Here is a 22,194-nt window from a genome sequence, read left to right as displayed (position 1 = left end):
CGGACTTTTGCGATTCGAGACTGCCATGCGCCGTTTGCTCTGCCTGATGCTGTTGATCCTCGCCATGCCCGCTGCGGGGGCTGGCCTGCTGGACAGCCGTCCGAATGCCACGCTGGGTGGCGCGGCGCTGGATAACAGCAAGGATTTCCTGCCCGTCCGTCAGGCATTTCAGTTGAATCTGATCGACACCACTCCCGAGTCGATCAAGCTGCGTTTCGTCGCCACCGAAGGCTATTACCTTTATCGCCATCGTTTTCAGTTCCGCACCGAACCCGCAGACATCGGCCTGGGCGCTGCGCAGTTGCCGGATGGCGAGAAGAAGCACGACGAATATTTCGGCGACGTTGAGGTTTACCACGGCATTCTCGACATCGACCTGCCACGCAAACCGGGTGACAACCGACCGTTCACGCTGGTGGTGACCTATCAGGGCTGCGCAGACAAAGGCCTGTGTTATCCACCTGAAACCGAGCGACTGAGCATCGGTGATCCCGCCGTAGCGGCTAATAGCACCGTCCCTGCACCGTCAGCCGCTACCGCCTGGAGCTGGAAAGAGCTGGCGTTGTTCTTCCTCGCCGGCATCGGCCTGACCTTCACCCCCTGCGTTTTGCCTATGCTGCCGATTCTGTCCGGCGTGGTCTTGCGTGGTCAGGTGGGTGGGCTGCGCGGCTTGAGCCTGTCGCTGGCGTACGTGTTGCCAATGGCGATCAGTTTTGCCGCCCTTGGCGCATTGATGGGTATGTTCGGTGCAGGCCTTAACTTACAGGCGCGACTGCAATCTGCCTGGGTGCTTGTGCCGTTCTCGTTGTTCTTCGTGATCTTTGCGATCGCGATGTTCGGCGCTTTCGAGTTGCGTCTGCCCCAAGCCCTCAGTAACCGACTCGATCGCATTGCTGGCAAGACCGAAGGCGGCTCGTTGTGGGGCGCGGCGGTACTGGGTGTGGTTTCCAGCCTGCTGGTTTCACCTTGCGTGTCTGCACCGCTGGCCGGTGCGCTGCTTTATATAAGCGCCAGCGGCGACGCGCTGGGCGGTGCGTTGAAGCTGTTCGCGCTAGGCCTGGGCATGGGCGCTCCATTACTGCTGGTCGCAACCGGCGGCGCGACCTGGCTACCGAAAAGCGGCCCATGGCTGGTGACAGTTAAAAACGCCATCGGCGTGTTGCTGCTGGGCCTGGCTATCGCCTTGCTCAGTCGCGTATTGCCGGGCCAGATCACGTTGCTGCTGACCGGCCTGCTGGCGGCGGGCGTCGCGCTGTTTCTGGGCACGCTGGAGTTTGGTCCGAAAAGCACTCGCCAACGTCTGGCGCAACTGCTGGGGCTTTTTTTGCTGGTTTATGCGCTGACCTGCTGGTTCGGCGCGTGGAGCGGTCAGACCGACCCAACCCGCCCATTGGGCCGACCACAGGCAACACTGAGCAACAACGGTCCCGCGACCGCTAATACCTCCAACTGGCAGACCATCACCAGTGCAGCCGAACTGGACCGGGTGTTGAGCGAAGCAAAAAATGCAGGTCAGCCTTTGTTGCTCGATTGGTACGCGGACTGGTGTATCAGCTGCAAGGTCATCGAGCATGAAGTGCTGCCGGATCCCGATGTAATCGCCCAGCTTAAAGGCTATCGCCTGATCCGTTTTGACATGACTGACAGCAACGCCGAACAACGCGCCCTGCTGGATCGATACAAGCTGTTTGGCCCGCCTGCGTTGCTGATCTTCGGCAAAAATGGCGAGGAGCGCAGCGATGTTCGCGTCGTCGGCGAAATAGACGCGAAAGGCCTTGTAGAGCGGCTGATTAGAGCAAATGACCAAATCTAATCGTTGAGTCACAAACTTTTCGCGAACTTCGGTAATCGTGCGAGCTATTGCAGTTAACTGGACAGTACATGGATGTTTGCGGCATAGTCGCCGGGCTTTGATGCTCGTAACCATAACAAGGATCATCCGATGGCGACTCTTCTGGTACTGCATGGCCCTAACCTGAACCTGCTCGGGACCCGTGAACCGGGGATCTACGGCGCAGTGACTCTGGCCCAGATCAATCAGGACCTGGAAAAAAGGGCGCGCGATGCCGGCCACCATTTGATGTATCTGCAAAGCAATGCCGAGTACGAATTGATTGATCGTATCCATGCTGCCCGTGATGAGGGCGTGGATTTCATTGTGATCAATCCGGCCGCTTTTACGCATACGAGTGTTGCAATACGTGACGCGTTGCTGGGAGTGAGCATCCCATTCATCGAAGTGCACCTCTCGAACGTGCACAAACGTGAAGCTTTCCGTCATCACTCCTACTTTTCAGATGTTGCTGTAGGGGTGATTTGCGGCCTTGGCGCCAGCGGATACCGAATGGCCCTTGAAGCCGCCCTGGAACAATTGGCCGTCAGTTCGAAGCCATGACCGCACAGCCACAGGCTGCGCTGCATGACCCGAACCACTAACAACTTTTACCCCTGACCGACCTTTGGGAGTTGATGATTAATGGATATCCGTAAAGTCAAGAAACTGATCGAACTGCTGGAAGAGTCCGGCATCGACGAACTGGAGATTCGTGAAGGCGAAGAATCCGTACGGATCAGCCGTCACAGCAAGACTCCAGCACAACCGTACTACGCGCCTGCCCCGGTAGCCGCGCCAGTTGCAGCGCCTGCTGCTCCGGTTGCTGCCGCTGCTGAAGCACCTTCGGCACCGAAACTGAACGGCACCGTTGTCAAATCGCCAATGGTAGGTACGTTCTACCGCACTCCAGCGCCTGGCTCGCCAGCGTTCGTTGAAGTCGGCAAGACCGTCAAGAAAGGCGACACCATCTGCATCGTTGAGGCGATGAAAATGATGAACCACATCGAAGCTGAAGTCAGCGGTGTGATCGAGTCGATCCTGGTAGAAAACGGTCAGCCGGTTGAGTATGACCAGCCGCTGTTCACCATCGTTTGAACCGGGGAGAGCCTGCGATGTTGGAAAAAGTCCTGATCGCCAACCGCGGCGAAATCGCCTTGCGCATCTTGCGTGCCTGTAAAGAACTGGGCATCAAGACCGTCGCGGTCCATTCCACGGCAGACCGTGAGCTGATGCACCTGGGCCTGGCGGACGAAACTGTCTGCATCGGTCCGGCGCCAGCCAACCTGTCGTACCTGAACATCCCGGCCATCATTTCTGCTGCAGAACTGACTGGCGCTACAGCGATTCACCCAGGCTACGGTTTCCTCGCGGAAAACGCCGACTTTGCCGAACAGGTAGAGAAATCCGGCTTCGCGTTCATTGGCCCGAAAGCTGAAACCATCCGCCTGATGGGCGACAAGGTTTCCGCCAAGGACGCCATGAAGCGCGCCAACGTACCGACTGTTCCTGGTTCTGACGGCCCGTTGCCGGAAGACGAAGAAACCGCGCTGCGTATTGGCCGCGAAGTGGGCTATCCAGTGATCATCAAAGCCGCTGGCGGTGGCGGTGGTCGCGGCATGCGCGTTGTGCACAAGGAAGAAGACCTGATCGAAGCGGCCAAGCAGACTCGCGCTGAAGCGGCTGCCTGGTTCAGCAACCCGATGGTCTACCTGGAAAAATACCTGACCAACCCGCGTCACGTGGAAGTCCAGGTTATTTCCGACGGTCAGGGCCATGCGATCCACCTGGGCGACCGTGACTGCTCCCTGCAGCGTCGTCACCAGAAGGTTCTGGAAGAAGCGCCGGCACCGTTCATCGATGAGCAAGCCCGTAAAGACGTGTTCGCAGCCTGCGTAAAAGCATGCATCGACATCGGCTATCGTGGCGCTGGCACGTTCGAGTTCCTCTACGAGAACGGTCGTTTCTACTTCATCGAGATGAACACCCGCGTTCAGGTAGAGCACCCGGTTTCGGAAATGGTCACCGGTATCGACATCGTCAAGGAGATGCTCAGCATCGCCGCCGGCAACAAACTGTCGTTTACCCAGGATGACGTTGTCATTCACGGGCACTCGCTGGAATGCCGGATCAACGCTGAAGATCCGAAAACCTTCATTCCAAGCCCAGGCATGGTCAAGCACTTCCACGCGCCAGGCGGCAACGGCGTGCGGGTCGATTCGCACCTGTACAGCGGCTACAAGGTTCCTTCGAACTACGACTCGTTGATCGGCAAGCTGATCACTTGGGGCGCAACCCGCGATGAGGCCATGGCCCGCATGCGCAACGCTCTGGACGAAATCGTGGTCGACGGCATCAAGACCAACATTCCGCTGCACCGTGATCTGACCCGTGACGAAGGCTTCTGCGAAGGCGGTGTCAACATTCACTACCTGGAACACAAGCTGGCCAATCAATAAGCCTCCTTGCTCCAGAACAACAAAGCCGCTTTCAAAGCGGCTTTGTTGTTTGTGGCGCGGCGCAGTAAACTTGCGCGTTTCCCGCTGCACGCAATTGCAGAATCATTTTTCATTCGAAGGTAACCCGCCATGCCCTGGCTGCAAGTCCGTCTCGCCATCAGTCCTGAACAAGCCGAAACCTACGAAGACGCCCTTCTCGAAGTCGGCGCCGTATCGGTCACGTTCATGGACGCTGAAGATCAGCCGATCTTCGAGCCGGAACTCAACACCACGCCGCTGTGGTCCCACACGCATCTGCTGGCATTGTTTGAAGCCGACACTGACGCCGAGCACGTTCTGGCGCACCTGCGTTTGCTGACCGACGCCGAGCTGCCGGAGCACATGAGCGAAGTCATCGAAGATCAGGACTGGGAGCGTAGCTGGATGGATAACTTCCAGCCGATGCGCTTCGGTCAACGTCTGTGGATCGTGCCAAGCTGGCACGCCGCGCCGGAGCCCGAAGCGGTCAACCTGCTGCTGGATCCAGGTCTGGCGTTTGGTACCGGCACCCACCCGACCACCGCGCTGTGCCTGGAATGGCTCGACGGCCAGGACCTGAACGGTTGCGACCTGCTGGACTTTGGTTGCGGCTCAGGCATTCTGGCCATCGCCGCCCTACTGCTGGGCGCGAAGCAGGCAGTGGGCACCGACATCGACGTGCAGGCACTGGAAGCATCACGCGATAACGCCGGTCGCAACAATATTGCGCCGGAGCGCTTCGAGCTGTATCTGCCTGAAGACATGCCGCCACAACAGGCCGACGTGCTGGTCGCCAACATTCTTGCCGGTCCGCTAGTCGCCTTGGCGCCGCAACTGGCCACACTGGTTAAAACCGGTGGTCGCCTGGCGCTTTCCGGCATTCTTGCCGAACAGGGCGAAGAAGTTGCCGCTGCCTATGCCGACACCTTCGAGCTGGATCCGATCGCCAACCGTGATGGCTGGGTTCGCATCACTGGCCGTCGCCGTTAGTTAATAGCCGCTTTAACCGGATAGCCGCATGACCGACAGTTTTGTCACTCAGTGCCCGCACTGCCAGACCAGTTTCCGAGTCAGCCACGCACAGTTGAGCGTGGCACGCGGCGTGGTGCGCTGCGGTGCCTGCCTGCAGGTTTTCAATGCTGCAAAGCAACTGCTGGAACAGCGCAGCAATCAGCAGCCAGCTCCGCAACAGGCAGAATTGCCGGTAACGCCCGCTCCCTCTGCTCCGGTAGTCGTTGAAACACTGCCGATTGTGCAAAGCGAGGTGGTTGCAACTCAGCCACCAGCATCCGAGCCCGCTCAGGCTCCGCAGTCATGGCGCGGCAACGCCATGGATCTGGACAATCTGGATCTGGACGAAGAACTCGCCCGTCTTGAACAGCGTGAAATCCAGTTACCCGAGACGTTTGGCAGGGAGTCGTCCCGCAACGATGACTCGGCACTGTCCGCGCGTCGCGACGGCGCACAGACCGACTCTGATGACTGGGTCGACAGCCTGCACAATGACGACGTCAGTCAGCTGCCCGAATTGCACGCTGAAGTGATTCCGGAACCCGAAATCCTCTCGGAGACAGAATCCGATTCCCGCGATGGCAGGACCGAACCGTCGTTTTCGCTCATCGACAGTCATCTGGATGACGACGAACCGACGGCCCCCGCTCCAGCTCCACGCAAGACACCGGGCAATGAAAAGCAGCAACGCTTTTCGGCGCTGGATAACGACAGTGACGAGGAGCTGGACGAGCCGCAACCGGAACCTCGTTCACGCCGCGATCGCACCGAGCCCGGCGTGCGGGATCAGGCGCTGCTGGACCTGACCGACGATCCGTTGCAACTGGACTGGCAGCCTCCCAAATCCCGATGGGGCCGCAAACTGGTCTGGACCCTGCTCACCTTGATCGCCCTGGTCGGACTGGCCGGGCAATACGTGTGGTATCACTTCGACGAGCTGGCACGCCAGGATCAGTACCGGCCATGGTTCCAGATGATCTGCCCGCAGATCGACTGCAAGGTCCCGTCCAAGGTCGATATCAAACAGCTCAAGAGCAGCAATCTGGTAGTGCGCAGCCATCCCGAGTTCAAAGGCGCGCTGGTCGTTGATGCAATCATCTACAACCGCGCGCCATTTTCTCAGCCATTCCCGCTGCTGGAGTTGCGCTTCGCCGACACCAGCGGTCAGTTGATTGCCAGTCGTCGCTTCAAACCCGCTGAATACCTGAGCGGCGAAATCGCCGGGAAAGAAGAGATGCCACCGCAGACGCCGATTCATATCGCGCTGGACATCCTCGATCCGGGCGCCAAAGCCGTGAACTACAGCCTCAGTTTCCGCTCGCCCGAGTAATCGTCCAGCTACAACGAACGACGAAATGAACAGCCGCTGATCGGACGCTATTCACCCCAAAAATCGCCAGCAGCACGTAACGGCAGTGCAGTCGACCGAAAAACCGTGATCTGCCCGGCAACAACTGTTCAGATTTTATCCAATTCAGCCTTTATCCAGTCATCGAGAGCGGGTATCATGCCAACCCTTTTTCTTACTCTGGATTCGGTCTGAAAGGCGCGCAAGCACTTGTCAGGCCGGGCTCGAACGGACCGTGTAGATAACACATTACACACGGTTTGCCATGATTCGGCCCCACAACAGGCACACCTATGTCGGCGGTACGCATCGGTCCGTATACATTGCAGAACGGCTTGATTCTCGCTCCTATGGCGGGCGTCACTGACCAGCCTTTCCGTCAGCTTTGTCGCCAGCTTGGCGCAGGTCTGGTGGTGTCGGAAATGGTCACCAGTGACATGAGCCTGTGGAACAGTCGCAAATCGCGCCTGCGCATGATCCACGAAGGTGATCCCGAGCCACGCTCGGTACAGATCGCCGGTGGTGATCCGCAGATGCTTGCCGATGCAGCGCGCGCCAATGTCGAACTGGGCGCACAGATCATCGACATCAACATGGGCTGCCCGGCCAAGAAGGTCTGTAACAAGGCGGCCGGTTCAGCGTTATTGAAAGACGAACAACTGGTGAGCGAGATCCTGCAGGCCGTCGTCGCCGCAGTCGATGTGCCGGTCACCCTGAAGATTCGTACCGGCTGGGACCGGGACAACAAGAACGGCCTGACAGTGGCGAAAATCGCCGAACAGGCAGGCATTCAGGCCTTGGCCGTTCATGGACGGACCCGCGCCGACCTGTACACCGGTGAAGCCGAATACGACACGATTGCCGCGATCAAGCAGGCCATTTCGATTCCGGTGTTTGCCAATGGCGACATTGATTCACCCCAGAAAGCCCGGCATGTGCTGCAAGCCACCGGTGCCGATGGATTGTTGATTGGACGGGCTGCTCAAGGGCGTCCGTGGATTTTTCGCGAAATAGAACACTACCTGCGCACTGGCGAAATATTGCCGGCGCTGCAGTTGGAGGAAGTGGAACGCATTCTGCTAGAGCATCTGGCAGCGCTTCACGTTTTCTACGGCGATGTGCTGGGCGTGCGAATAGCACGCAAGCATGTTGGCTGGTATCTCGCAACCTTGCCGGGCGCCAGGGAGTTTCGCGCCCACTTCAATCGTTTGCAAGATACAGAAGCACAGTGCGCCAACGTTCGCGAGTTCTTCAGCGAACGCTACAAAAGCCCGAAAACAGGGCAAGAAGAAGAGGTGGCCGCATGACGATGATGACTGAGACTTTAGTGAGTGGAACGACACCCGTGAGCGACAACGTCAATTTGAAACAGCACCTCAACACGCCGAGCGAAGAGGGCCAGACCCTGCGCGGCAACGTTGAGAAGGCGCTGCACAATTATTTCGCCCACCTTGAAGGCGCTTCCGTCACTGATGTCTACAACCTGGTGTTGTCGGAAGTCGAGGCCCCGCTGCTCGAGTGCGTGATGAACTACGTCAAGGGAAACCAGACGAAGGCCTCAGAACTGCTGGGCCTGAATCGCGGCACTTTGCGCAAGAAACTCAAGCAGTACGACCTGCTTTAAGCATTCCATACAAAAAAGGCGACCCTTATCGAGGTCGCCTTTTTTGCTGAATCCATTTGCTTTTGCCTTGATGGAAATTGAAATGACCGACCAGACTACCCGCCTGCCGATTCGCCGCGCCTTGATCAGTGTTTCCGACAAGACCGGCATCCTTGAATTTGCCCGTGAACTGGAAGCCCTTGGCGTTGAGATCCTGTCCACTGGCGGCACCTTCAAGCTGTTGCAGGACAATGGCGTCGCAGCGGTAGAAGTCGCTGATTACACCGGCTTCGCAGAAATGATGGACGGCCGGGTCAAGACCCTGCACCCGAAAATCCACGGCGGCATCCTGGGGCGTCGCGGCATCGACGACGCCATCATGAGCGAGCACGGCATCAACCCGATCGATCTGGTTGCAGTGAACCTCTACCCATTCCAGGCCACGGTTGCCAAACCGGGTTGCGACCTGCCGACTGCCATCGAGAACATCGACATCGGCGGTCCGACCATGGTCCGTTCTGCAGCAAAAAACCATAAAGATGTCGCTATCGTGGTCAATGCCAGCGATTACGGTCAGGTACTGGAAAGCCTCAAGGCTGGCGGTCTGACTTACGCACAGCGTTTCGACCTGATGCTCAAGGCGTTTGAGCACACCGCGGCTTACGACGGCATGATCGCCAACTATCTGGGCAGCATTGACCAGAAGGCCGAGACCCTGAGCACCGAAGGCCGCAGCGAATTCCCGCGCACCTTCAACAGCCAGTTCGTCAAAGCCCAGGAAATGCGCTACGGCGAGAACCCGCACCAGAGCGCGGCGTTTTACGTTGAAGCCAACCCGGCTGAAATCGGTATCGCCACTGCAACCCAGTTACAGGGTAAAGAACTGTCGTTCAACAATGTGGCCGACACTGACGCTGCACTGGAATGCGTGAAAAGCTTCGTCAAACCAGCCTGCGTTATCGTCAAGCACGCCAACCCTTGCGGCGTTGCAGTCGCGCTGGACAACGAAGGCGGCATTCGTCAGGCCTACGAACTGGCCTACGCGACCGACACCGAATCTGCATTTGGCGGCATCATTGCCTTCAACCGTGAGCTGGACGCCGAAACGGCCAAGGCCATCGTCGAGCGTCAGTTCGTTGAAGTAATCATTGCCCCGAGCGTCAGCGCCGAAGCACAGGCCATTGTTGCCAGCAAAGCCAACGTGCGCCTGCTGAGCACCGGCCAATGGGCCGCCGAACGCGGCGCCGCGTGGGACTACAAGCGCGTCAATGGCGGCTTGCTGGTTCAGAGCCGTGATATCGGCATGATCACCGCTGATGACCTGAAAGTGGTCACCAAACGTGCGCCAAGCGAGAAAGAAATCCACGACCTGATCTTCGCCTGGAAAGTGGCCAAATACGTCAAGTCCAACGCCATCGTCTACGCCAAGAATCGCCAGACCATCGGTGTCGGCGCAGGTCAGATGAGCCGCGTAAACTCGGCCCGCATCGCGGCAATCAAAGCCGAACACGCCGGTTTGCAGGTAGCGGGCGCGGTCATGGCTTCCGACGCATTCTTCCCGTTCCGTGACGGCATCGACAACGCCGCCAAGGTGGGCATCACTGCGGTGATCCAGCCGGGCGGTTCGATGCGTGACAGCGAAGTGATTGCGGCGGCTGATGAAGCCGGTATCGCCATGGTGTTCACCGGGATGCGGCATTTCAGACACTAAAGTGTCAGCGGCAAGTTTCTAGCTGCAAGCGGCAAGCAAAAGCAGATTTTCGATCCTCTTGCCCGCCCTTGCAGCCTTACTAATTCAAAGCCATGAGCCATGTTAAAAGCCGCACAATCTGCTTTTACTTGCCGCTTTTAGCTTGCAGCTTCTCCGAAGGAGTCTTTCTTTGAACGTATTAATCATTGGCAGTGGTGGCCGCGAACACGCTCTGGCGTGGAAAGTCGCTCAGGACCCACGCGTCGTGAAGGTTTTTGTTGCACCGGGCAATGCCGGGACCGCTATCGAAGCGAAGTGCGAGAACGTCGCCATCGACGTGCTGGCCCTTGAGCAACTGGCGGATTTCGCTGAAAAGAACGTCTCACTGACCATCGTCGGTCCGGAAGTGCCACTGGTTGCCGGCGTGGTTGATCTGTTCCGCAGCCGCAATCTCGACTGCTTCGGCCCTACTGCTGGCGCTGCTCAGCTGGAAGGCTCGAAAGCGTTCACCAAGGATTTCCTGGCTCGTCACAAGATCCCGACTGCCGACTATCAGAACTTCACTGAAATCGAGCCTGCGCTGGCCTACTTGCGCGAAAAAGGTGCTCCGATTGTCATCAAGGCCGACGGCCTGGCTGCAGGCAAAGGCGTAATCGTCGCCATGACCCTGGCCGAAGCCGAAGACGCCGTGCGCGACATGCTGGCTGGTAACGCGTTCGGCGAAGCCGGTTCGCGGGTTGTCATCGAAGAGTTTCTTGATGGCGAAGAAGCCAGCTTCATCGTGATGGTTGACGGCAAGAACGTGTTGCCGATGGCCACCAGCCAGGACCACAAACGCGTCGGCGACGGCGACAGTGGCCCGAACACGGGCGGCATGGGTGCTTACTCCCCTGCCCCGGTCGTCACCGCCGAGGTTCACCAGCGCGTAATGGATCTGGTCATCTGGCCAACCGTGCGCGGCATGGCTGACGAAGGTAATGTCTACACCGGCTTCCTGTACGCAGGGCTGATGATCGACAAGGCGGGTAACCCGAAGGTTATCGAGTTCAACTGCCGCTTCGGCGATCCGGAAACCCAACCGGTGATGTTGCGTCTGCAATCGAGCCTGGTGTTGCTGGTGGAAGCTGCTCTGGCCCAGGCGCTGGATAAAGTGGAAGCTCAGTGGGATCCACGCCCGAGTCTGGGCATCGTCCTCGCCGCTGGCGGCTACCCTGGCGATTACGCCAAAGGCGCAGCGATCAAAGGCCTGAATGACGCCGCACAACTGCCGGGTAAAGTGTTCCACGCAGGCACAGCACTGCAAGACGGTCAGGTAGTCACGAGTGGTGGTCGCGTGCTTTGTGCGACTGCATTGGGCGAAACAGTGGGCGATGCTCAAAAACACGCCTATGCTCTGGCCGCAAAGGTTGATTGGGAAGGTTGCTTCTATCGCAGTGACATCGGCTATCGCGCCATTGCCCGCGAGCGTGGTGAAGACCTGTAATAAGCCTTCAGCCAGGCTTCGACAGGCCGGGACGAGCGCAACAGCGTTCTCCCGGCCTGTCGGGTCCGGCCGGCCCTCACAGGACTACACGCAAAGATTAAAAATAGAGTTTAGAGTGATCGGGCATTCATCTTACGAAGGGATCTCAACGTGCGCTGGCTCAGGATTGCCAAAGGTTTAACTGTAGGGCTGTTGACCCTGCTCTTCGTGCTGTCGGCGCATGCCCAGCCAAGTGCGGGCTGGTCAACATTGCTCGACACGCAGGCAAACCTGCAATTGAGCGACGTCCGTTCGGCCCGTTATCAGAACCAGCTCAGCCCGACTGACCTTGATCAGGTCACCGCGGCCGATCGCAATAGCGCTCTGTGGCTGCACTATCAGTTGCAACCCGGCGATCACGAACAGCTCCTGCGCATCTTCGCGCCAGACCTTGCCAGCCTGGACCTCTATGTCCTTGAAGGCGACAAACTGCTCAACCATACGCGCACCGGCAACAGCGTCGCGCCTCAGAGTGATGTCCTGCGGTCCAGCGACTTCATGCTGCCAATCCCGCAAAGTAACGCCCCTGTGGATATCTATCTGCGGCTGGTCTCAACTCAGCAACTTCGCCCCAATATCAGCCTGCAACCGGCAATCAACAGCGCCGCCGATGAGCGCGAGCCATTTTTGTTCGGCCTTTTGTTTGGCTCGCTGGGCATGCTGATTCTGCAGAATCTGACGCGTTACGCTCATACACGCTCACGCAGCAACCTGTGGCTCGCAAGCTGCGAAGGATTGTTGGCGCTCAGCGCGGCCCTCCTGCTCAACCTGCTGACCCCATGGCTCAAGACCTGGCACATCGCCCAGACACCCGCGGCGCATCTGACCCTGCTGTTCGCAGCACTCGCGGGCCTGATGTACGCGCACTCCTTCTTTGCCCATCGCAATGTCGTCGCACTCAATCGCCTGTTGATGGGCAGTCTGGTGGTCATAGCTCTGGGCTGCCTGCTGATACTGTTCGTCGACACGCTGCCACTCAACGTGATCACGTTTGGACTGGTGACACTCGCGACCGTGGGCATTCTGTTCGTCTCTGCTTACCACTGGCAAAAAGGCTACTGGCCCGCCCGCCTGTTCGTGCTATCGATGGTGACCTTCAACATTGGCTGCCTGGTCATTCTGCCCGCGCTGCTGTGGTTGACCTGGATTTCCCCGCAATGGCTGATCCTCACACTGCTGGCGGTGTTCTGCTTCAGCGGCCTGTTGATGAGCGTGGCAATCAGCGAGCGTCACCGCAGCTTCACCGAAGATAACTTCAGCATCAGCCGTGACAAGGCCGCCAGTACTGCAGAAATCAACGCCAAAGCAGAGTTTCTAGCCAAGATCAGCCATGAAATCCGCACGCCTATGAACGGTGTGCTGGGCATGACCGAACTGCTGCTGGGCACTCCGCTGTCGGTCAAACAGCGCGACTACGTGCAGACGATTCACAGCGCAGGCAACGAGCTGCTCAGCCTGATCAACGAAATTCTCGACATCACCAAACTCGAATCGGGCCAGATCGAGCTGGATGATGTGCAATTCGACCTCAGCGCACTGATCGAAGATTGCCTGAATATCTTCCGCGCCAAGGCCGAGCAGCAAGAGGTGGAGCTGATCAGCCTGATTCAGCCACAAGTGCCTCGTGTCATCAGCGGCGACCCGACACGCTTGCGCCAGACCGTCTTGAGCCTGCTGGAAAACGCCCTGAAGAAAACCGACGAGGGCGAAATTCTGGTGGTGGTCGCACTCGACTCACGCGCCGGTAAACCTCGCCTGCGCATTGCCGTGCAGGACAGCGGCGAAGCACTCTCCAGCGATGAGCGCGAAGCACTGCTTCACGCAGAACTGCATAGCAAGAATTTCATGGCATCCAGCAAACTGGGCGGGCATCTGGGCCTGGTCATTGCTCGCCAGTTGATCGTACTGATGGGCGGCGAATTCGGTATCCAGTCCGGCGGCACTCACGGCAGCACCCTGTGGGTGAGCCTGCCACTGGATGCTGATCGTCTGGAGCAGCCGCCACTGGATCTCGACAGCCCGCTCAAGGGCGCTCGCGTGCTGGTGGTCGATGACAACGAAACCTGCCGCAAGGTACTGGTCCAGCAATGCAGCGCATGGGGCTTGAACGTCAGTGCCGTGTCGTCCGGCAAAGAAGCGCTGGCTCTGTTGCGAACCAAGGCACATTTGCGGGATTACTTTGATGTGGTGCTACTGGATCAGAACATGCCCGGCATGACCGGCATGCAACTGGCGGCCAAGATCAAGGAAGATCCGAGCCTGAACCACGACATCCTGCTGATCATGCTGACCGGCATCAGCAACGCGCCGAGCAAGGTTATCGCCCGCAACGCGGGAATCAAAAGAATTCTGGCCAAACCCGTTGCAGGCTATACCCTCAAGACCACGCTGGCGGACGAACTCACCCAACTGAACAAGGGTGCAACGGCGCATCTGGTGACGCCGATCCAAAACATACCGGTCAAGGTACCCAGCGACTTCCGCATTCTGGTCGCAGAAGATAACAACATCTCCACCAAAGTGATTCGCGGCATGCTGGGCAAACTCAACCTGAACCCGGACACCGCCAGCAACGGCGAAGAGGCATTGCGCGCAATGAAGGCCCAGCGCTATGACCTGGTGTTGATGGACTGCGAGATGCCAATTCTGGATGGCTTCTCTGCCACCGAACAGCTACGGGCCTGGGAAGTCGGCAATCAACGGGTCAGAACACCGGTGGTAGCGTTGACTGCGCACATTCTTACCGAACACAAGGATCGCGCCCGTCAGGCGGGCATGGATGGACACATGGCCAAACCTGTGGAGTTGTCGCAACTGCGCGAGTTGGTGGAGCACTGGGTCGCACAACGTGAGAAGGTTCGTACGCTGACCTCGGCCGGTGACTTGTACCAACAAAACTGATCTGTTGTCATCGACGTCTATTGCGCCCTGATAGACTCGCCCCGTCTTATCTGCTGCCGAGCCCAAGCCATGCTCCATGTGTTGTTCAGCGTTTATCTGAAGATGCTGGTGCTTTACAGCCCGTTCTTCGTCCTGTCCTGCTTCATCAGCCTGACGCGTGGCCACTCCCGCAAAGAGCAACGACGTCTGGCGTGGAAGGTGGCGCTGGCAACCCTGATTTCCAGCGTGCTGCTGTATCTGTTTGGACGAGTGATATTCAGTGTATTCGGCATCACCGTTGATGCCTTCCGGATTGGCGCGGGCAGCGTGTTGTTCATTTCGGCGCTGGGCATGGCGCAAGGCAAATCGGCGGTACAGACCGACAATGTTCAGCAGGACGTGACCATCGTCCCGCTGACAATTCCGCTCACTGTCGGCCCCGGTACTATTGGTGCGCTGTTGGTGATGGGCGTGAGCCAGCCTCACTGGGATGACAAGCTGACAGCTATTGTCAGTATTGCCCTGGCCAGTCTCACTGTTGGCGTGGTGCTGTACCTGGCCAACAACATTGAACGCATTCTGGGCGAACAAGGCTTGCAGATCGTCAGCCGGTTGATGGGTTTGTTTGTCTGTGCGCTGGCCGCGCAGATTATCTTTACCGGCGTTCGCGGCTATCTCGTGCCTTGATCATATGTCCTGAATTGCAAGGCGGGTGACGTACCTCAGTTTCGACGTGATGCTTTCCCGCTGCATCGCATATTGCTCACGATCCAACTCATACACTCCGCCGCTGATACGCAGCACAATGTCGCGCTGGATCCGCTCGGAAAGGCCCAGAATATCCACCTCGGTGTAAGCATTGGCGTGTAAGGCGCACAGCACGATCAAGATCTGGCCGGCAGGCGTCTTCTCGCAACCAACCACTTGGAACGTACGCAGACGACCACTGCCCCGGCCATGCTGGAAAAACAATTGAGCGTCCTTGTCGATTCTGACCGTCCTGAGGCTGTGTTGCATCAGCCTGGCGAGGCTGGACGAGCCAGCCGTCCCTACGACGCTGGCGGTGATCTGCTCCAGCTCTTCAGCGTCGGTTATCACCATGGGCTCTTTTACAATGCGAGCCTTTACCGTGCTGAATTTCTCCAGTCGGTTACGGTAGTACCCCATCCAGCTGGTCCATAACTCACTGCGGTCGTAGGTTTGGCTGGCAAAGTAGTCGGCGTACCTCAGCAAATCCGAGACATCTTTCTTTTCTTCACGCGTGAGCCCTGCCATGAAGGAAATAAGGTTACTGCCAGCGACTACGACACTCGATGTCATCTCACTCATCGCCCACCCCTACTCTTACAGTCAGCGTCTTCTTTCTCTCAGCCAAGGCCGATTCGAAAGCGTCCCGGTACATCTCGTAGTGGATATCCAGCAGTTCTGCGGAAAAGAACATGACATCAATGGCACCGACAATGAGCGCTGGATCAAGCGACTTCAGCAGCGGATGGTCATCAAGAGGTTGCGTTGTATTAATCGAAACCAATACCGAGTACAGGATGTGCTCTGCAGACACAAAGCTGACCTGAACCTGCTGGCTGGACAACCCGATCGGTGTTGTATGAGCGATGCGAGCGGTCCCCTCCCTTTGCCTCATCTGCGCCAGCAACGGGCTGGCCAGAGCAGCCAGACCTGGCGCGGCATCAGGTAACCTGGCCACGCATGACCGCGCAAAAATATCAGTGATCAGCGTCCAGACGCTAAACCCGACTGAAGTATCCGGCGCATGGCTATACGCCTTGCTGGTGGATAACCGCCAGCCAAAGGTGGTCATTGCGTCCAGGTAAGTTTGCCGCCACCTGGAATAATCGGAAACGCTCGGTACTTTGTTATCGGCTGCAAGTTGCGTATAAAGTGTCGACGCAAGAATATCCGACTTCACGGTCGATTCAACCCGCCGGTCGAACATTATAAAATCCCGGGCATTAACATAAGCATCCAGTGTGATATCACACATGGCATTCCTCCTGAATATAAAATAGACGGGGGGCTCACACCCCCCTTGATAACTTCAGATCGGATAGCTGGCAATATCGCGCGTTGCTTTGTCACGCAACTTGCTGACAATAGCCCCACGGTGGAAGCTGTACTCTTCCTGATCGAGAATCCAGGCAGCCTCCCCGCGAGAAATATTGATCGTGGAGTTATGCCACTCCGTGAACAACACGTCGACCGTATTGATCCGCACGTTGCAACGCAGCGCACCTAATGCAAAATAAACTTCCCCTTGAGATTCAATACACGAGCCAATACAGAAATTTCCTTTGTCGTAGTCGCGGGTATGCCTTTTGAACAGTTCCACTGGCTCGTTGCTGACTTGAAGCGCCTCGATAGCGTCCTTTGCAACTTTGGCCAATATCATTGCGGCTGGACCTGAGCCTGCCATGGTGGCAATAGCCGAACCGAGAATTTTGAGCCCGACCTGCTCCATGGTGAAGCGCTGATCGGTCGTCCGGTATTGAGCGTAATCCCAGTGTTCCGGAACCCAGCCCACGCCATTCATGACGCTGTAAAATTTGTTGAACCAGTTTTCGCCCCCGCGCTCCAGACCAAATGCGTTGTCGGCAACGAGCACCGCCAGCAATACCGTCTTTTTCACGGCATCCTTGTTTTCTCGCGACATCCCCGCGACGAACCCCAGAATAGTGTTGGCAACCACGGCCGCTTCATCGTTCTTTGGATCAAGGTCCAGCGTCCGCGTCATTCGTGTACGGTTCATGGCGACCGGTGAAGCAGTATCGAAGTCCAGCCCTTGTACAAAACTGATCCGTTCAGCCGGACTTTCACGAAAGTCCAATGCATCATTCATAAAAAATTCCTTTTAGTTAACGACTCGTCCACGAGTTCGTATTCAGGCCATGCGGACTGACAAGGTCAAATTTCACCTCATCGACATAAAGCCAATAAATATAATGGGATGTCCTTTCAGAAGCGGTAACAAATCAAATGGTCAAACTCATAACATCCGCAACATCAAGACCACACGCTCAGCCTAGGCAAGTCATTTACCGATAGCAACTGTCGATCATCCATGACACATAATTTATTACATTGGCAACTTGCAGCAAACAGGGCTTGGAGACTAGATACTTACTTCCACAAAATAACTTTCGGACAGGACAAGTTATAGAAAGCCGGTCAGAAGTCGTATATTCCTACACGAAATGAATACATAATAGAAATGGGAAATAGTAGTCCGGGCACTGAAAGATAGCGCCTGCTGCTTCAGGAGGTGATCTGACGAGCAGGAAGCTGCTGTCGGCAGCTCCCGATCCTGTGTGCTGGAAGCATACAAACCGGGATGCTGCCCACTCGAATGCCTGCGCTAGCCAGTCGGCTTTTCGCCATACCAACGGGGCGTGTAAACCCATTGACTGCCATCTGCCCGGGCAAATGTGCAGGTCGTCGAAGAGCCAATCAGCACCATGGTGCGCATGTCCACCTGATCAGGTGTCAGCTCGCCCAGCGTAAGAATCCGCAAGGTTTGCCCCGGTCGGCCTATATCTCGCCCCAGCGTGACGGGCGTTTCAGGCGTGCGATGCTGGCGCACGATTTCCAGCGCGCGCCCCAGCTGCCAGGGACGGGAGCGGGAAATCGGGTTGTAGAAGGCCAGCGCCAGATCAGCCTGAGAGGCCAGATCCAGACGCTTTTCGATGATGTCCCACGGCTTGAGATTGTCCGAGAGCGACATCACGCAGAAGTCATGGCCCAACGGCGCCCCTGCCTGAGCGGCGGTTGCCAGCGACGCGGAGACTCCGGGCAGGATTTCCAGCTCGACGTTGTGCCAATCGGCATCGGTCGATTCGTGCAGCGCTTCCAGCACCGCTGCGGCCATGGCAAACACACCGGGGTCGCCGGACGACACAACCACGACTGAGCGCCCGGAAGCTGCCAGTTCAAAGGCATGTCGGGCGCGCTGCATTTCTTCACGGTTATCGGTGCAGTGCCTGACCTGATCAGCCCGAAACGGCCCGGCCATGCGCACATAGGTTTCGTAACCCAGGATGTCATTGGCCCGGGCCAGTTCGGCCTTGACGGCGGGCACCATCAGCTCTGCGGCACCCGGCCCAAGGCCGATAACGGCAAGCCTGCCGCGACCCTTGCCAATCTTTTCAACATCCAGCGGTTGAGGGGCGACAGTAATTGCCAACCCCTCGTTGACGCTGATCGGCGGCAGCAGTTGCGGCACGGCTTGCGCAGCCATATCAACCGCTGAAGCCGCAGGAACAAAACGCAGTGGCACGTCCAGTTCGCGGGCAGCCTGATGCAGCAACGGGTCGGCCATCTGTGAATCAGCCGCCAACAGACAGGCCAGTGACTGAATAGCGATACCCGCATCGTGCAGCGCAGCGCGGATGCCAACAGCCAGCTCAGTGCTGGTTACCGTTACAGCCACCGCTACGCTGCGCGGGTAGATCAGCAGTTCATGGGCCGACGGCTCACGCTCGGTGCAGCTGACGTGAATTGCCAATTGCGCCCGCTCGTCCTCCGGCAGTTTTGCATCGGCCAGCCAGGGCGCAGAACCTTCAATGCGTACGCTTTCTCCGGAGAGCAAATCAGAGACAAAACGCTTGCCCAGTTCCAGATCACCCAGCGCATAGCCACTTGGAGGATTGAGCAGGCACGTGCCGAAACGCAGCTCGCCACTGGTGGTGATCGCAGGCGCGATACCCAGACCGGCAGCGATTTCCCGGGCCATGACATTGACCCCGCCGAGGCCGCCCAGCAGCGGTACAACGGCGCTAGCGTCTTCAGCGATGGCAAGCACGGCGGGTTCAGCGCCTTTTTCCAGCAGCAAAGGTGCAAGGGTGCGAATCACGATACCCGCCGCACACAGGGCAATGATCGGCGTGTTCTGTTGATAGAACTGACGCAAGGTTGCACCAAACTCGCTGTAGGTCCGGTCCGCGTCCTGTACTCGATCAATCAAGCCGTAAATCAGCGAGTCCGGATAGAGCTGCTGAATGCGTCGGGCAGTCGCCAGGCTGCCATTGCCCAGAATCACAATGGCTGGAATGTTGTGCGTCATCAGCCCCGCCACCTTTCGCCAGGAACAATGATCAGCGAGAAGTACGGCGAAGACATCGGCACCACTTCATCCAGCGGTACGATTTTCTGGTTGGCCATGGTCGCCCGCTCAACGTACAGCGCCCGCTCTGCAAGGCCCAATTCTTCCAGCACCTGGCGGACTTTTGGAAAGTTGCGACCCAGCTTCATGATCACCGCTGCGTCGGCATCGGCCAGTTTGCGCTTGAGTTCTTCATGGGGCAGCACGCCGGACAAGACCGACAGACTCTGATTGCGATACACCAGCGGCGCGCCCAACACCGATGCGCCCCCCAGCATCGAACAGACCCCCGGTATGACCTGAGCTTCGTATTTATCGGCAAGGCGGTCATGCAGGTACATGTAGGAACCGTAAAAGAACGGATCGCCTTCGCAGATCACCGCCACGTCACGACCAGCGTCCAGATGGGCCGCCACATCGAAACTGGCCTCATCGTAGAAATCACTGATGACTTTTTCGTAGGACATCGGCGCAGGCAGCGCTTCGGTTGTCACCGGGTAGACCAGCGGCATCAAGGTCTGGGCGTCCTGCAAATGACCTTCGATGATGCCGAACGCATTGCCCTTCTTGCCCTTGGCCACGAAGTACGCGACCACTGGCGACTCACGCAGCAAGCGCAGGGCTTTGACGGTAATCAGCTCGGGGTCGCCAGGGCCGACGCCCAGGCCAATCAATCGACCGCGTGCCTGCATCATTCGATCTCCGTGGCCAGTGCGTTGAGGGCAGCCACGGCCATGGCACTGCCGCCACGACGCCCCTGCATGATCACGAACGGTACGCCACGGCTGTCGGCGGCAAGCATGGCCTTGGATTCGGCCGCGCCGACGAAACCGACCGGGAAGCCGAGAATCAAGGCCGGTTTAGGCGCGCCCGCATCAAGCATTTCCAGCAGATAGAACAACGCGGTCGGCGCATTGCCGATCACCACGACGCTGCCCTCAAGATGTTCACGCCAGTGCTCCAGCGCTACGGCGGAACGAGTGTTACCCAGCTCCAGAGCCAACTCCCGCACACCCTCATCGTGCAATGTGCAAATGATCTGATTGTTGGCAGGCAGGCGAGTACGCGTGATGCCCTCGGACACCATGCGCGCATCACACAGGATCGGCGCACCAGCGGCCAGCGCGTCGCGCCCGGCCTTGCCAGCACCTTCCGAGAAACGCAGGTCTTCGATGACCTCAACCATGCCGCAGGCATGGATCACGCGCACGGCGAGTTTTTCCAGGTCGGCAGGGATCGTATCCAGGCGCGCTTCCGCACGAATGATCGCGAAGGAGTTGCGATAAATCTCCTGACCATCGCGGATGTAATCAATCATGGGTACTGCTCCGTGAGTCGGCGATCAACAATGCGCCGGCTGCTTCAATAGTGAGGTCACGCGCTTGCAGGGCACCGAAACCGGGCTGCGCTGCATCGCGAAAATAAAGGTCATAGTGGCCGGGAGAAACCGCCAGTAACGTCACCGAGGCCCGATGCGCCGCTGCACACGAACGCTTGCAGGCCGAAAGATGTACTGGTCGGCTGACTCCGCTGCGTTGCAATTGCCCGGCCAGCAACCTTGCATCGGCCTTGGTGTCAGCCAGTCCCTTGGCGCAATCGGTCGAACCGGTGCAGGCGATGATCTGTGCCAACGGCTGATCGGCGGAGCACAACAGCCCGGCGTCCTGCAACGCCGACAGCACCTGTGCACCCTGTCCGCTCGGGATATTCGGCAACAGCACGCTTTGCCAAGGGGTCAGGCGCAAGCTGCCATCGCCGAACCCGGTCGCCAGTTGCGCAACAGCGTTCAGCATCGCCGGATCAATGCGCCCTAATGGCACAGCACCGCCTACTGCTACCAGGCCGGTTTGCCGCTGTGGATAAATTCCCAAGTGCTGGTTCGGGCTGATTGCAGGACGACGCCAGGTGGTCACTTTTTGATCAGCTCGCAGTTCAACACTCAGACGCAGCTGTAATTGTTCAAGCAATTGCTGCGCCGAAACTTCCTCCAACAGATGTCGCATGCGCACCTGCTCGGGACGCGCCAGATCCAGAAACAGCTCCAGAACCGCCAATACCAGCTCCAGCCCGCTAGCCACCGGAACCGCTGCCAAGGGCGAACTTTGAGCAGGACAACCCGCAAGACCGAAGCCCAGCATGATATCGCCGTCCACGTTGAACGCCGACAGCCACAGATCATGGGGGTGTTCGAGCATCACCATACCTTCGCCGCCGTCCAGAGACAGGGCGAACTTGGGCGACAGGTCATGAAAGCGCGGATTGCTTTCCAGCGCAGCCAGAATCTGCGCGGCCAAAGGTCGCACGTCCAGCAGCATCTGCGGGTCAAGGCCCGCCACGGGGCTGAGCATCAGGTTACGCACGTCATCGCTGTCGGGGTTGTTCGGGCCGAGCCCGGCCGCGAGCAGCGTGTCGATCAGTTGCGCCTGTTGCTCACCAATGCCGCGAATCTGCAGGTTGGCGCGATTAGTGGCTTCGATCACCCCATGGGCGTAGGCGTGCGCCGCCTGTGCAACGGCATGAGCCTGAGCCGCGTTGAGCGAGCCGCCTGCCAGTTTGATCCGGCAGATGCCGCCATCCAGTGCCGGGACGATACGCAGCAACCCCGGACAAGCCGAGGGGCGTAAGGACGTTAGAGGCGTGCGAGCGAACTTCGGCTCGGTCAATGGATCACCATCAATTGGTTTGAATAGGCACTTGTGTCTATCAGGCGCGGTATTAT

Annotated in this window: 19 protein-coding genes; 12 read left to right on the top strand and 7 right to left on the bottom strand. The window is 58.1% G+C overall.

Features of this window, described 5'->3' with window-relative positions; translation table 11 throughout:
• Window positions 1-25: 25 nt before the first annotated feature.
• From RX972_RS06280 to RX972_RS06225, 12 genes are all read left to right on the top strand, one after another.
• Complete coding sequence (locus RX972_RS06280) at window positions 26-1,813, top strand: protein-disulfide reductase DsbD (protein ID WP_316873391.1); 1,788 nt, start codon at window positions 26-28, stop codon at window positions 1,811-1,813.
• A gap of 129 nt (window positions 1,814-1,942) precedes the next feature.
• Window positions 1,943-2,395, top strand: a complete 453-nt coding sequence (aroQ, locus tag RX972_RS06275; protein ID WP_122708699.1) for a type II 3-dehydroquinate dehydratase — start codon at window positions 1,943-1,945, stop codon at window positions 2,393-2,395.
• Between the two features lie 81 nt (window positions 2,396-2,476).
• Window positions 2,477-2,929 carry an acetyl-CoA carboxylase biotin carboxyl carrier protein gene (gene accB, locus RX972_RS06270; RefSeq protein WP_027901367.1) on the top strand — a complete coding sequence of 151 codons (453 nt, stop codon included), beginning with the start codon at window positions 2,477-2,479 and terminating at the stop codon, window positions 2,927-2,929.
• A gap of 17 nt (window positions 2,930-2,946) precedes the next feature.
• Window positions 2,947-4,290, top strand: coding sequence for an acetyl-CoA carboxylase biotin carboxylase subunit (gene accC, locus RX972_RS06265; RefSeq protein WP_027901366.1), 1,344 nt, complete (start codon window positions 2,947-2,949; stop codon window positions 4,288-4,290).
• A 129-nt stretch (window positions 4,291-4,419) separates the two neighbouring features.
• Entirely contained in the window at window positions 4,420-5,298 is an 879-nt protein-coding gene (prmA, locus tag RX972_RS06260; RefSeq protein WP_027901365.1) for a 50S ribosomal protein L11 methyltransferase, read from the top strand.
• Between the two features lie 28 nt (window positions 5,299-5,326).
• Window positions 5,327-6,649, top strand: a complete 1,323-nt coding sequence (locus tag RX972_RS06255; protein ID WP_316873387.1) for a DUF3426 domain-containing protein — start codon at window positions 5,327-5,329, stop codon at window positions 6,647-6,649.
• A 311-nt stretch (window positions 6,650-6,960) separates the two neighbouring features.
• On the top strand, window positions 6,961-7,974 hold the full coding sequence (gene dusB / locus RX972_RS06250) for a tRNA dihydrouridine synthase DusB (RefSeq protein WP_027901363.1): 1,014 nt from the start codon (window positions 6,961-6,963) through the stop codon (window positions 7,972-7,974).
• Entirely contained in the window at window positions 7,971-8,291 is a 321-nt protein-coding gene (gene fis, locus RX972_RS06245; protein WP_027901362.1) for a DNA-binding transcriptional regulator Fis, read from the top strand. Before dusB ends, fis begins: the two co-directional genes overlap by 4 nt.
• Window positions 8,292-8,373: 82 nt before the next feature.
• Window positions 8,374-9,981, top strand: coding sequence for a bifunctional phosphoribosylaminoimidazolecarboxamide formyltransferase/IMP cyclohydrolase (gene purH / locus RX972_RS06240; protein ID WP_316873384.1), 1,608 nt, complete (start codon window positions 8,374-8,376; stop codon window positions 9,979-9,981).
• A gap of 169 nt (window positions 9,982-10,150) precedes the next feature.
• The gene (purD, locus tag RX972_RS06235) at window positions 10,151-11,443 is read left to right on the top strand and encodes a phosphoribosylamine--glycine ligase (RefSeq protein ID WP_099267827.1); all 1,293 of its coding nucleotides are present in this window, start codon (window positions 10,151-10,153) and stop codon (window positions 11,441-11,443) included.
• A gap of 150 nt (window positions 11,444-11,593) precedes the next feature.
• Window positions 11,594-14,383 carry a response regulator gene (locus tag RX972_RS06230; protein ID WP_316873380.1) on the top strand — a complete coding sequence of 930 codons (2,790 nt, stop codon included), beginning with the start codon at window positions 11,594-11,596 and terminating at the stop codon, window positions 14,381-14,383.
• 69 nt (window positions 14,384-14,452) lie between these two features.
• Window positions 14,453-15,049: a MarC family protein gene (locus tag RX972_RS06225; protein ID WP_027901358.1), complete on the top strand. Its 597-nt coding sequence runs from the start codon at window positions 14,453-14,455 to the stop codon at window positions 15,047-15,049.
• On the opposite strand, the gene RX972_RS06220 is transcribed toward RX972_RS06225, so the two are convergent.
• From RX972_RS06220 to cobG, 7 genes are all read right to left on the bottom strand, one after another.
• Window positions 15,050-15,691, bottom strand: a complete 642-nt coding sequence (locus RX972_RS06220; protein ID WP_263270098.1) for a hypothetical protein — start codon at window positions 15,689-15,691, stop codon at window positions 15,050-15,052. It abuts the gene before it with no gap.
• On the bottom strand, window positions 15,684-16,364 hold the full coding sequence (locus RX972_RS06215) for a hypothetical protein (protein ID WP_316873378.1): 681 nt from the start codon (window positions 16,362-16,364) through the stop codon (window positions 15,684-15,686). Before RX972_RS06215 ends, RX972_RS06220 begins: the two co-directional genes overlap by 8 nt.
• Window positions 16,365-16,418: 54 nt before the next feature.
• The gene (locus RX972_RS06210) at window positions 16,419-17,216 is read right to left on the bottom strand and encodes a hypothetical protein (RefSeq protein ID WP_263270094.1); all 798 of its coding nucleotides are present in this window, start codon (window positions 17,214-17,216) and stop codon (window positions 16,419-16,421) included.
• A 516-nt stretch (window positions 17,217-17,732) separates the two neighbouring features.
• On the bottom strand, window positions 17,733-19,436 hold the full coding sequence (gene cobJ, locus RX972_RS06205; protein ID WP_316873374.1) for a precorrin-3B C(17)-methyltransferase: 1,704 nt from the start codon (window positions 19,434-19,436) through the stop codon (window positions 17,733-17,735).
• Entirely contained in the window at window positions 19,436-20,170 is a 735-nt protein-coding gene (locus RX972_RS06200; protein ID WP_406643954.1) for a precorrin-2 C(20)-methyltransferase, read from the bottom strand. Before RX972_RS06200 ends, cobJ begins: the two co-directional genes overlap by 1 nt.
• Window positions 20,167-20,793, bottom strand: a complete 627-nt coding sequence (locus RX972_RS06195) for a precorrin-8X methylmutase (protein WP_027901353.1) — start codon at window positions 20,791-20,793, stop codon at window positions 20,167-20,169. Before RX972_RS06195 ends, RX972_RS06200 begins: the two co-directional genes overlap by 4 nt.
• The gene (gene cobG, locus RX972_RS06190) at window positions 20,786-22,138 is read right to left on the bottom strand and encodes a precorrin-3B synthase (RefSeq protein WP_316873372.1); all 1,353 of its coding nucleotides are present in this window, start codon (window positions 22,136-22,138) and stop codon (window positions 20,786-20,788) included. The genes RX972_RS06195 and cobG overlap by 8 nt, the downstream gene beginning before the upstream one ends.
• Window positions 22,139-22,194: the final 56 nt, after the last annotated feature.

Source organism: Pseudomonas syringae group sp. J309-1 (genome assembly GCF_032582135.1).
In the GTDB taxonomy this organism is placed as follows: domain Bacteria; phylum Pseudomonadota; class Gammaproteobacteria; order Pseudomonadales; family Pseudomonadaceae; genus Aquipseudomonas; species Aquipseudomonas quasicaspiana.
This window is presented reverse-complemented; position numbering and strand designations above follow the sequence as displayed.